General features: G+C 57.7%; 10 protein-coding genes. 6 read left to right on the top strand and 4 right to left on the bottom strand.

What is annotated here, in order from left to right; genetic code table 11:
* Positions 1 to 35 precede the first annotated feature (35 nt).
* From NWP14_RS09290 to egtB, 4 genes are all read left to right on the top strand, one after another.
* Entirely contained in the window at positions 36 to 1,160 is a 1,125-nt protein-coding gene (locus NWP14_RS09290; protein ID WP_375215219.1) for an alkene reductase, read from the top strand.
* A 107-nt stretch (positions 1,161 to 1,267) separates the two neighbouring features.
* Positions 1,268 to 1,576 (top strand): helix-turn-helix transcriptional regulator, encoded by a 309-nt coding sequence (locus NWP14_RS09285; protein WP_095094637.1) that lies wholly within the window; start codon positions 1,268 to 1,270, stop codon positions 1,574 to 1,576.
* Positions 1,577 to 2,256: 680 nt separating this feature from the next.
* Positions 2,257 to 2,838, top strand: coding sequence for a DUF308 domain-containing protein (locus NWP14_RS09280; RefSeq protein WP_095094635.1), 582 nt, complete (start codon positions 2,257 to 2,259; stop codon positions 2,836 to 2,838).
* 82 nt (positions 2,839 to 2,920) lie between these two features.
* A complete protein-coding gene (egtB, locus tag NWP14_RS09275; protein WP_375215218.1) occupies positions 2,921 to 5,068 on the top strand; it encodes an ergothioneine biosynthesis protein EgtB in 2,148 nt (715 codons plus the stop codon).
* Positions 5,069 to 5,181: 113 nt separating this feature from the next.
* Here the strand turns inward: egtB and NWP14_RS09270 are convergent, their stop codons facing one another.
* Positions 5,182 to 6,351: a MalY/PatB family protein gene (locus NWP14_RS09270; RefSeq protein ID WP_375215217.1), complete on the bottom strand. Its 1,170-nt coding sequence runs from the start codon at positions 6,349 to 6,351 to the stop codon at positions 5,182 to 5,184.
* A 342-nt stretch (positions 6,352 to 6,693) separates the two neighbouring features.
* Here NWP14_RS09270 and NWP14_RS09265 point away from each other — a divergent pair, with 342 nt between their 5' ends.
* A complete protein-coding gene (locus NWP14_RS09265) occupies positions 6,694 to 7,677 on the top strand; it encodes an MDR family oxidoreductase (RefSeq protein ID WP_331850656.1) in 984 nt (327 codons plus the stop codon).
* An 80-nt stretch (positions 7,678 to 7,757) separates the two neighbouring features.
* On the opposite strand, the gene NWP14_RS09260 is transcribed toward NWP14_RS09265, so the two are convergent.
* Entirely contained in the window at positions 7,758 to 8,420 is a 663-nt protein-coding gene (locus tag NWP14_RS09260) for a TetR family transcriptional regulator C-terminal domain-containing protein (RefSeq protein WP_331850657.1), read from the bottom strand.
* Between the two features lie 422 nt (positions 8,421 to 8,842).
* Between NWP14_RS09260 and NWP14_RS09255 the strand changes: the two genes are divergently transcribed.
* Positions 8,843 to 9,466 carry a nucleotidyltransferase domain-containing protein gene (locus NWP14_RS09255; protein WP_375215216.1) on the top strand — a complete coding sequence of 208 codons (624 nt, stop codon included), beginning with the start codon at positions 8,843 to 8,845 and terminating at the stop codon, positions 9,464 to 9,466.
* A gap of 119 nt (positions 9,467 to 9,585) precedes the next feature.
* Here the strand turns inward: NWP14_RS09255 and NWP14_RS09250 are convergent, their stop codons facing one another.
* The gene (locus NWP14_RS09250) at positions 9,586 to 10,758 is read right to left on the bottom strand and encodes an MFS transporter (protein ID WP_375215215.1); all 1,173 of its coding nucleotides are present in this window, start codon (positions 10,756 to 10,758) and stop codon (positions 9,586 to 9,588) included.
* A complete protein-coding gene (locus NWP14_RS09245; protein ID WP_375215214.1) occupies positions 10,755 to 11,948 on the bottom strand; it encodes a serine hydrolase domain-containing protein in 1,194 nt (397 codons plus the stop codon). Before NWP14_RS09245 ends, NWP14_RS09250 begins: the two co-directional genes overlap by 4 nt.
* Positions 11,949 to 12,005 lie beyond the last annotated feature (57 nt).

The raw sequence follows: 12,005 nt of genomic DNA, 5'->3' as shown, positions 1-12,005 counted from the left end.
ACCAACATCTAAATTTCTATATATCGAGGTATTTAATGAAATCGAATAGCCTTTTCACCAGCGCCAGGATTGGCCATTTTACGCTGAAAAACCGCGTCGTCCTGCCGCCGTTGACCCGCTCACGCAGCTCGCAGCCGGGCGATATCCCCAATGAGATGATGGCTGAATACTATGCCCAGCGAAGCGGAGCGGGCTTTATGGTGACTGAAGGGACGCAGATTGAGCCTCGCGGACAGGGCTATGCGTGGACTCCGGGGATCTACAACGCCGCGCAGGTAGAGGGCTGGCGGAAAGTTACCGACGCCGTACACGCCAGAGGAGGGATTATTTTTGCCCAGTTGTGGCACGTCGGGCGGATATCCCATACGTCCCTGCAGCCAGGAGGTGCAGCCCCCGTCGCACCTTCCGCGACTCCCGCCGGTAATAACGTTAAAGTTTTCATCGAAACCGGGCCTGGAACCGGCACCCTGGCCGTCGCGTCGATGCCGCGCGCCCTCGAAACCGGCGAGGTAAAGGAGATTGTCCGCATGTATGCCCGCGCCGCGCAAAATGCGCTGAACGCCGGTTTTGATGGGGTAGAAATCCACTGCGCAAATGGCTATCTGGTTAACCAGTTCATGTCCATTCATAGCAACAAACGCGATGATGAGTACGGCGGTTCGCTGCAGAATCGCCTGCGATTTCTGCGTGAAGTGGTTGAAGCGGTGGCAAACGTGGTCGGTAAAGATCGCGTAGGAGTGCGTTTTGCTCCTCTGTTTGCCAGCACCAATGAAGAGCGCGTATATCTCGGGCTTGTGGAGGACAATCCGCACGAAACCTACACTGAAGCGATTAAAATTCTTCAGGAAATCGGCATCGCCTACCTTTCCCTCGCTGAGGCCGACTGGGATAACGCGCCTGAATTGCCGGAATCGTTCTACCAGCAGGTGCGCAGCATTTTCAGCGGCACCATAATGTATGCCGGTCGTTATACAAAAGAGCGTGCTGAGCGGATCCTGAATGCCGGCTGGGGAGACATTTTTGGGTTTGGCCGCCCCTTCATCGCGAATCCTGATTTACCAGCCCGGCTGGCAAATAGCTGGGTGCTCAATGAAGTCGATCCTTCCACTATGTATGGCGGCGCAGCAAAAGGTTATACCGACTATCCTCTTTACAAATGATCAGTTGGTAAAACATCATCTCTGCCGCCCAGGCAGAGATGATGCATATCATATCTAAGTATTGTAATATTGGGATATGACAACTTATCTACAGGAGCTTAGCGAGAATGTCTGAAATCAAACTAAATGAGGTTCTGAAAGCGCTAAGCAATCCAGTGCGAAAAGAAATTCTCCAGTGGCTTAAAGAACCTAAAAAACATTTTCATCAGCCAGATGCTGATGCAGATGAGGTTGGCGTGTGCGTAAGCATTATCCAGGAAAAGGTGGGATTGTCGCAGTCTACCGTATCGCTTTATCTTGCCGCCCTGCAGCGAGCGCAGCTTGTCACATCCCGGCGCATCGGCCCCTGGACATACTACAAGCGTGATAATGAGAAAATCGCAGAGTTTTTCCAGCTGCTGAAAAAAGAGATCTGAATCGCCGGCTGATTAAGAAGATCCTGCCCCACATCACGCCAAATGGCCGGCCAAATTAATGCCTGTACGCCAGCGGCATGGCCGCGCACGCAATCGTCAGCGCGTTTAAAGCAACGTCGCCGATGTCCCACCTACGCTGATATCTAAAGTCACCGACGCCATAAAAAGCCGCTCAATGGATGGCAAACCGGCAGCCAGATGGCCTATATCCTGTGGTTTATATGGCATGTGTTGTCTCAGAATCGCAGCGTCATCAGCAAGGAAACGTTCCTGGCTGGAGGGATATTCTCACACGGTCCGCGGTCAGGCTGCGGATCGGTTTTTCTATGACCGGAAAAGCTTAACAGGCCGGCTTAAAGCCCACGATTGCGCCTAAAAGCAGAGTGTTTATCACCTGAATATTTGTTAAAGTTCGCATAAACCCTGCCATAGCTATCACTCCCTCGCGCCAGCCCCCACGGTTATGCAAGATAACACATTGACCACCTACCTACTAGTAGGTTAATGTCTGTTCACTTGAGCAGAAACATCATTAGACGAACCGTCTCATCCAGCCGTCACTTTGCTGCCCTGTACTCAAGTCAGTCCCCGCGCGTATGGCAGGGACACAACCACTCTCACATTCTACCTACTAATAGGTCGTTAACGGCTTTGATGGCCTGACGACCGGGAGAACTGACATGCCAAATACCGCTGCCACCGCTAATCGGTCGCTGAACCAATGGCTCCAGACCTACTACTTCCTGCGCACCGGGGTGTCGATTGTCTGGATCGCTCTTGCCGCTTTCGTCGGCAAGCACAATCCCGCCGTCGGTGCGGCCCTGCTGATCCTGTATCCGGCCTGGGACGCCTTTGCTAACTATCTGGACGCGCGCAGAAGCGGCGGCCTGGGCGCGAATCCATCGCAAAAGTTCAACTTCATCGTCAGCATCATCATCGCCCTCGCCGTCTGCGGAGCGCTTACCGTCGGCATGCCTATGGTGATTACGGTGTTCGGCGCCTGGGCGATCTTCTCCGGCCTGCTGCAGCTGGCTACGGGCGTGCGGCGCTGGAAAACGACGAGCGGCCAATGGCCGATGATCCTCAGCGGCGCCCAGTCCGCGCTCGCCGGCGCTTTCATGTTCAAGCAGGCTCATAGCGGCATGGCGCTGGACGTGACCACGGTTGCTCCCTATGCGGCCTTCGGCGCGTTCTACTTCCTCGTCTCTGCGATCTGGCTGACCGTCAAGAATGTCCGCCAGCGCGCCGTGCTCGCCGACTGATCGGTTCTACCCGTTGGACAGCAGCATCGCCTGAGCCAGGGCGACATGACTCCCTGTCTTTGGACGTTCAGGAATGACCCAAATGAGACAACTTTGCAATGCGCCCGTCCCCGTCGACAACGGGGACCATTTTTATCAGCTATATTGCCAGGTGCGTGCCAGGAGCGAGGCTTTGGCCGCGCCGTTGAGCCCCGAGGATCAGGTGGTACAATCGATGCCCGATGCCAGCCCGACCAAATGGCACCTGGGCCACACCAGCTGGTTCTTCGAGACCTTTCTGCTGTTGCCGCACCTGGCGGACTACGTCGCATTCGACCCGTCCTTCGGCTATCTGTTCAACTCCTACTACGAGGCCGTGGGGCCGCGCCAGCCCCGCCCCGAACGAGGCCTTATTACCCGCCCTTCTGCCCGCGATGTGCTGGGCTACCGGGCCTACGTCGATGCGGGTATGGCGCGCCTGCTGCGCTCGATTTCCCCGGCCCTGGCACCGCTGATTGAGCTGGGTCTGGCTCACGAGGAGCAGCACCAGGAGCTCATCCTGATGGATGTGCTGCACCTGTTCTCACGTTCGCCGTTCACTCCGGCCTATCGGCCGGGGCCAGCGCGAACGTATCCGCCAGCCGCCCCGCTGAAATGGTGCCGGGTCGAGGGAGGGATCGTCGAGATTGGCGCCGTCGGGAACCGCTTTGCCTTCGACAATGAGACCCCGCGTCATAGGGTCTATCTGCAGCCCTATGCGCTGGCCGACCGCCTGGTGACGAACGGAGAGTGGATGGCTTTCATAGCCGATGGCGGATACCGCCGGCCGGAGCTCTGGCTGGCCAGTGGCTGGGCTACGGTACAGGCCGAGGGCTGGCAGGCGCCGCTATACTGGCGTCGCGAATCCGATGGCTGGTCTGAGTTTGGCCTGCAAGGACGAGCTCCTGTCGATCCCGGCGCGCCGGTCCTGCACGTCAGCTACTACGAAGCGGTCGCCTACGCCGAATGGGCGGGCGCACGCCTGCCGACCGAGGCGGAATGGGAGCATGCGGCGGTGACCGCCGCGGGCCTGCGCGATCTGTATACCGAAGCCTGGCAATGGACCCGCAGCGCTTACGACGCCTACCCGGGCTTTCATCCGCAGCCCGGAGCCGTCGGTGAGTACAACGGCAAGTTCATGGTCGGGCAGATGAGCCTGCGCGGCGGCTCGTCGATCACGCCCCCCGGCCATACGCGCGCGACCTATCGCAATTTTTTCCCGCCAGAGGCGCGGTGGATGTTCAGCGGCGTGCGGCTTGCCGGGGACGCCGCCGGGGAGAACGCGCGACTGCCGTCGGCTTTTGCCGAGGACGTGCTCGCAGGGCTTGCGCGACCGGACAAGTACCTCCTGCCGAAATATTTCTATGACGATGAGGGTTCGCGTCTGTTCGAAGCCATCTGCCAGACTTCTGAGTACTACCCAACGCGAACCGAGCTTGCGCTGCTGCGCGCGGCCGCTGCCGAAATAGCCGACCGCATTGCCGATGACGCGGTGCTGGTCGAGTTCGGCAGCGGCGCGAGCCTGAAGACCCGCGTGCTGCTTGACGCCGCGCCTCGGCTCGCTGCCTACGTGCCGGTGGACATCAGCGTAGATGCGCTGGAGCGGGCCGCGGCGGCGATCCGCGACGACTATCCCGGCCTGGCGGTTTGCCCGCTGGCGGAGGACTTCACCTCCGCGCTGTCCTTGCCTCCGGACGCTCACGGTCGTCCCCGCATCGGTTTCTTCCCCGGCTCGACCATCGGCAACTTCTCGCCCGGCGACACGGCTGCGTTTCTGAGCCGCGTGCGGCGGCTGCTCGGCGCCGGATCGCAGTTCCTGGTCGGCGTCGACCTGGTGAAAGATGAAGCGACTTTGCTTTCCGCCTACGACGACGCCGGCGGCGTCACCGCGGCGTTCAACCGGAATCTGCTGGCGCGGATCAATCGCGAACTGGGCGGCGACTTCGACCCTGACGCCTTCGAGCATCGTGCGGTGTGGAACGCCGCGGCGAGCCGGATGGAAATGTGGCTGGTCAGCCGGCGCGAACAGGAGGTACGCGTTCTCGACCGGGTCTTCCACTTCGCGGCGGGGGAAGCCCTGCACACGGAAAACTCGTATAAATTCACCCCCGCGGCCTTTACAACCCTGGTGGAACGCGAGGGCTGGACGGTGGCCCGACGGTGGATCAGCCCGGACCCGCAGTTCGCCATTTTCTTGCTGTTTACTGCGTAATCGCGCGCCGGGCGTGGCTGACGTGAACGGGCAGGCCCGCAGGCTGGCAAAGGAACGATCCTGAGGCAAAACCCGGCACCGTTTTAATGCAGGGCCGGTCTGCGGTACCTGAGTCAGGAAAATGCGTTTTTGATTCGCGCAAGCCCTTTCTCCAGGATTCCTCTGGGGCAGGCAAAATTGATACGCTCGAATCCCTCGCCTTCGTGACCGAACGATTCTCCCCATGTCAGGTTTACCTTGGCTTTTTCGAGGATGATGTTTCTGAGTGCCTCCGGGGTGAGGCGAAGCGCGGTGAAATCCAGCCAGGCGATATAACCGCCGTGCGGTCTGATCAGTTTTACCTGCGGCAGGTTGGTCTTCAGATAGCTATCCAAAAAATCCAGATTGCCCTGGAGATAGCGGTTAAGGCAAATGAGCCATTCTCCTCCATAGCGATAAGCGGCTTCGGCTGCCGCAATGCTAAATACATTAGTCGCAAAATCAACGCCCATACCGACCCGGACTTGTTGCAGTTTCTGCCGCTTTACTTTGTCGGGGATGATGCCGATCGCATAGGTCAGCCCCTGCAGATTGAAGGCCTTGGACGGGGAGGTAAGCGTGATTGAATTAAGGCGACTAACCGAAGATAGACTGGCGTAGGGAACAAATACGGCATCGTCGTAGGTCAGATAGCCGTTGATTTCATCTGAAACCACCAGCACGCCGTACTTTTCACAGATCTCTGCGATAACAGATAACTCTGCTCTGCTGAACATCAGGCCGGTTGGGTTATGAGGATTCATAAGGAAAAACAGTCTGACGTTTTGTCTGGCGAGAGTTTCCTCAAAGATACGCGGGTCAAAAATGTATCTGACGCCATCGAAAGCGAGCGCTTGCGCGACAATCTTTCGCCCTGCGCTTTCTATGACGCTAACCGCAGGATGAAAATGGGGAGCGTGGATGAGGATGTTATCTCCTGGCATCGTATATGCCTGAAGGCACAGAGCGAGCATGGCCCAGCTTCCGGGGCCGTCGGTCAGCCACTCTTTTTCAATTGTCCAGTGGTGACGATCGTTGAACCAACCGCTAATCGCCTGGTAGTAACCATCCGTTTTATACTCGTACGCATAGAGACCGCTTTTAGCTTTGTTTATTAATGCATTGCGAATGCAGGATGGGGACTGAAAATCCATATCAGCTATGCCAAACGAAATGACTTCAGCCTGCCGGGAACCTCCCCATTTGATTGATGGAGAATCGGCCCGGTTAATAATCGTATCAAAAATACCGTCTTCTTCTGCCATCGTTAACAGGCCCCGAGTTTACGCTGATTTTCCTAAGAGCATTAGCATAAAGGTACTACCGCCGCAACGGACGTGACGACGACCGGAGTGGAGGTCGTCCATCACCGTTCGGCGGTATCGGGTGCTCGCTTAGCCCTGAATGCCTCCCCTTTTCAGACACGACAAATCTGACCTCACGTTGATATTTATCAAGAACGCCTTCGATAAGGCGATGACAAGTCGAACAATTCTTGAATATCGGACAGCACAGGGATAGTAATGATGATTATTAGACGATCGGTCAATATTTTTTATATACTCCTGAATACCTGACTGTCATACAACCAGACACACGAGGTGAAAATGTTTAAATCATTATTAATCAATAAAGTAGAAAATCGCTACGCCGCACTATTTGCTGAAATAGCGGAAAGTGAGCTACCCGAGGGGGATGTGACTGTCAATGTCGACTACTCATCCATCAACTATAAAGATGCCCTGGCCATCACCGGACGCGGCCCTATCGTCCGCCATTTCCCGATGGTGCCGGGCATCGACTTCGCCGGTACGGTTTCCGCCAGCTCTCATCCCGACTATCAGGCTGGTGATAAGGTCCTCCTGACCGGCTGGGGCGTTGGCGAAAAACACTGGGGCGGACTTGCAGAGAAGGCCCAGGTTAATGGCGACTGGCTGACCCCTGTTCCGGCCGGGGTAAGCAGCAAACACGTCATGGCCATTGGGACCGCAGGCTTCACCGCGATGCTGTGCGTGGACGCGCTTCTCAATCATGGCGTTAAGCCTGAAGATGGCCCGATACTGGTTACCGGCGCCAGCGGAGGGGTAGGAAGCATCGCGGCGATGATCCTATCGTCTATGGGGTACCACGTTACGGCCTCTACCGGCCGTCCTGAAGAGGCGCCCTGGCTCTATAAAACGGTAGGCGTAAACGACATTATTCATCGTGCAGAACTCTCAAACCCAGGCAAGCCGCTGCAAAAAGAACGCTGGGCGGCGGCCATTGATACCGTTGGTAGCCACACCCTCTGCAACGCCTGTGCCGGGGTACGATATGGCGGAATTGTTGCTGCCTGCGGTATGGCTCAGGGTATGGAGCTGATGGGCAACGTGGCGCCGTTTATCCTCCGCGGGATCACCTTAAAGGGCGTTGACAGCGTCATGTTCGCTAAAGAGAAAAGAGCGGGCATCTGGCTGAAAGCTTTACAACATTTACCGCTCGCTAAGCTGGAGAGCATGACCACCGTTTACCCTCTCAGTGAAGCAATCAATGTCGCTGAAAAGTTGCTTAATGGCGAAATCCGCGGGCGCGCGGTTATTCAGTGCAACTAAGGCCGCTGCCAATATATCCTGAGAGAAAAACAGACGGATAGCTAAGTATCAAACTTTGCCAAGGGCTCGCTTCCGGGCCCTTAAACCAGCTTCTCACTGAATTCATTCTGCTCATGGCGATATCTGACGGAGATTTTAAAATAGTCCCAGAAGTCGTGAATGGGTTGCGTTGAACAATAAAGCTTCGCCCGCATCACGGCCCCTTCCCAACCGCTCCAGAAAATAGCCGCCAGCTGTTTTTCATTAACATCGGAGGTGATATCACCAGCTAATAGCGCATTGTAGAGACAGGAGGAAACGATGTTTTGCCAGCTATCTAAAATATCCTGAAGCTGCTTTATAAATGACGGCGGAAGCCCCGGGCTCTCCTGCATCATATTGCCAACAAGGCACCCTCTGGTGAATTCGTATTTTTTCATCCCCTCGCAGGCGTCGTTGATGAAGTTTTCCATGCGCTCCATCGGGGTACCGGATTTATTATGAAGATGTTTTTTTAGTTTGTGTTCAAAAAAACTGTCATATGCGCCCAGCACGGTTTGCACATATTCTTCTTTGCTTTGAAAGTAGTAATAAAATGAGCCTTTAGGGACATTTGCGTTCTTGACGATGGCATCGACGCCGGTAGAAAGAAAACCATTTTGCGTCAGAAGTTCGAGCCCGCTGCGGATCAAATCATTACGCGTATCTGAATATGTACTCTCCGTTTTCCGGGGCCTTCCCCGCCCGCGTGGCGCATCTGTCATATCTCATCTCCTGCATAAATAATCAAGCAAGCCTGTTTCTGTTCGCTAAGGCCAATGCCATTAGCGACCTGCCGTTTAGTTGCTGGCTGCTGGTACAGGGTTTCATGGAACAGGCGTACCATCACATATACCAACAGATACTACTTGATGCCGGTTGATGTCGGTAGAGTAAAGAAGAATTTCAACGCGCTAAAATCATCCAGCCAGCTGAACTTAAAAAATAAAAAAGACTTCTGTTACAACGCCATCCGGGAAAAAAACGGGAATTTATCAGGCCAGCACCACAATGAGGGATGATAAAACAGGGATTACTTTTCCTGTGATTGTCTTCACCGCTGCGGTAGTGTTTCTGACGGCGTAACCGAGGCGGCGATCCGGCGTCAGCAAAGCCAAAGCCAAAGCCGGCCGATGACAACCAGATAATGAGAACCGATAGCATGAACGATCGACAGGTTGTACCGGACGAGGAAAAGTGGGAGCCCTGGAGCCCCGCCGAGCTATCTGGTCGGCTGAGCCGCGTATCGAGGCCCTGGTGCGTCGTTGGCGGCTGGGCTCTCGACCTGTGGCACGGGGAGAAGACGCGCGAGCATGAGGATCTCGAGTTCACGATCCTGCGCGAAGATCTGCGCATTTTCCGCGATGAGTTGCGCGATCTGGAATTTTACACCGTTAATGACGGTGTGCTCGAACGGCTGGCGGCCGACCGGGAACCGAAGGCGGAGATTGCCCAGATCTGGTGTTTCGATCGCCCCGCTGACCGCTGGCGGGCGGATATGATGATTGAGCCGGGAACGGATGAGCATTGGGTCTATAAGCGGGATCGGCAAATCACGCGCCCCCGCAGCGAAATGGTCGCGCTGACCGCGGAAGGAGTCCCTTACCTCACCCCTTCTGCCGTGCTGCTGTTCAAGGCCAGATACCGCCGGGCGAAGGACGAGGAAGATTTCGCGAAGGCCGCGCCGGGATTACTTCCGTCTGAGCGCTTATGGCTGCGGGATTGTCTCGATCGCCTGCACCCTGGCCACGCGTGGGCAAAAATGCTGTAACAGGCTGGATTTGCCTAATAGCGCTCAGCCGGTTGCGCCGAACCATGTAACGCTCACGCTGATGGCCGCGTGAGCGTTACGGCAAGGAAATAAGAAAGATGGCGCGGCTCCATCTGATCTCATCCCACTGACGCGGGAAAGCCGTGATATCTGGCCGACCAGGTCACCAGGAGCGTAGCCAGCAGTAGCACCAGGAGCGCAGGAGAGAATGCCCCTACGCCAAGACGATCTAACAGCACGCCGCCAACAATACCTCCGCTGGCAATCGCCGCGTTCCAGGCTGTAACCAGCATGGACTGCGCGATATCGGCAGCATCGCCGGCGGTTCTGGCCAGCGCGGTCTGGAACAAGGTCGCTGCGCCACCGAAAGCCAGCCCCCAGCTACCCACCGCCGCATAGACCGCGATGGGCTCGGTGCCGGCTATGCCCAGCATCAGCGCCGCAACGCCGAATAAGACCGTACTTGCCAGAGTCAGCACCCGCAGATACCGGTCGATCAGCACACCGATGATCCAGATACCGGATACCGACGTAATACCAAAAACCAGCAGTACCAAATCCGTGCGCTCCACCATTCCCGCCGCCAGCAGAAACGGAGCAATGTAGGTGTAGAGGATGTTATGCGCGAGAACGAAGGCCAGCACGACGAACAGCACCGGGCGAATACCCGGCAGGGTGAACACGTGCCCCAGCGACAGGCGTTTTTCCACCGACTGCCCCGCGAAGTCCGGCACTTTCAGCCTCACCCAGCCCATCAGCAATAGCGCCATCAGGCTCATGATGCCAAAACAGATGCGCCAACCCAGCAGATTGCCAAGCAAAGTACCGGCAGGTACCCCCAGAGAAAGCGCCAGCGGCGTGCCCACCATCGCGATAGCAATGGCGCGGCCCTTCTGATGTTCTGGCACCATCCGCGCCGCATAGCCGGCCAGCAGAGCCCACAGTAGCCCAGCAGAAACGCCCGCCAGGAAGCGTGCCACTATCGTCAGCGCATAGCTGGCGGAAAGCGTCGTCACCGTGTTGGCGATGGCGAAGCCGGCGATAGCGGCCAGCAGCAGCGGGCGGCGACGGACCCCTTGCGTCGCGGCGGTCAGCGGAATGGCCGCCACCAGCGAACCGATGGCATAGATAGTGACCGTCTGGCCAACCCACGCCTCGGAGACGGCCAGGCCCTGCGCCATTTGGGGCAGCAGGCCGGCCGGCAGCGCTTCGGTCAGAATAGTGATGAAAGCCGCCATCGCAAGCGCCAGTAGCGATGCGACAGGCATGCGATCCTGAGGAGTCGAACTCATCGCTCAGCCTCCAGGGCACCGTAGACCGCATCGCGCAGATCGCTGACGAAACGGCCCGACATCCCTTCGTATAAGGTGTTGGTGAAAGCGACGACGCTAAGCCCCAGCGCCCGATCCACGAACCAGGAGTGGCCGTAGGCGCCTCCCCAACGCCAGGTGCCCTCCGACTCGGGCGAAGCGGCCAGCGTCCGATCGCGCAAGACCGAAAACCCCAGCCCAAAGCCGAATCCCGGCGCATTGGGCAGCTCCAGATCCCCCGTCCGATCGCGCGCCATTTCCGCAATCAATGCGTTGGGCAGAATCGCACCGCCGCCCTGACGCAGGGCTTCCAGCAGGCGCAGAAAGTCTTCGGCCGTGCCCGCCATGCCCGCGCCAGCCGAAGGGAATGCCTGCGGATCGAAGATGCGTGCAGGGCTGTAGCGAATGCCGACCGCCCCCTCGAAGGGCGAAACGGTTTCACCTTCCGCCAGCGGGTGCGGCTGAGGCTCATCACTCACGTAGGCGGTCGCTACGCGCTGCGCATCCGGCGCGACAAAACCGGTATCCGCCATGCCCAACGGGCCGGTCACGAGCTGGCGCACGGCTGCGTCAAGCGGTTCGCCATGCACTCGCTCGATCAAGGCGCCCAGCACATCGGTGGCCAGCGAATAACCCCAGCTCGTGCCTGGTTCGTACAGCAGCGGCACGCTGGCGATACGGCGCAGGTTCTCCGCCAGGCTAATCCCGGACGCATCCATGCCGTCCGACACGCCGGCTTGCGCATAGGGCCCGTTGGCATCAGCCTCGAAGAATCGGTAGCCCAGCCCTGCCGTATGGCTTAGCAGTTGCCATACGGCGATCCGCGCAGGTTGGCCGTCGGCCAATCGTGGCCTGAACTCGGGCAACCAGCGATCGAGGCTGTCGTCCAGGCTGAGCCTGCCTTGCGCCACCAGCGCCAGCGCCGCCGTTGAGACGATAGGCTTGCTCACCGATGCCAGGCGGAAGAGCGCATCCGCGGTCATCATCCGACGACTTTCGCGATCGGCCCAGCCGGCGGCCTGGCGGTGAATAAGCGCGCCGTCGCGGGCCGCCAGGACCACGACACCGACCAGACGTCGCTCGTCCAGCGCCTGTTGCACAACGGCCTGAATGCGGGCGGACAGAGACGCAAGCGGGACGCCAGCCTGCAGCGAAAATGCGGGAACCGACATGGGAAATTCCTTTCATCAGTGAACATTCCCGCCATGATAGAAACGCAGCTATTAAAG

This window comes from Klebsiella sp. C349492, from assembly GCF_042055345.1.
GTDB classification, from domain to species: domain Bacteria; phylum Pseudomonadota; class Gammaproteobacteria; order Enterobacterales; family Enterobacteriaceae; genus Klebsiella; species Klebsiella scottii.
The sequence above is the reverse complement of the archived record's forward strand: the minus strand, read 5'-3'. Positions and strand labels throughout refer to the sequence as shown.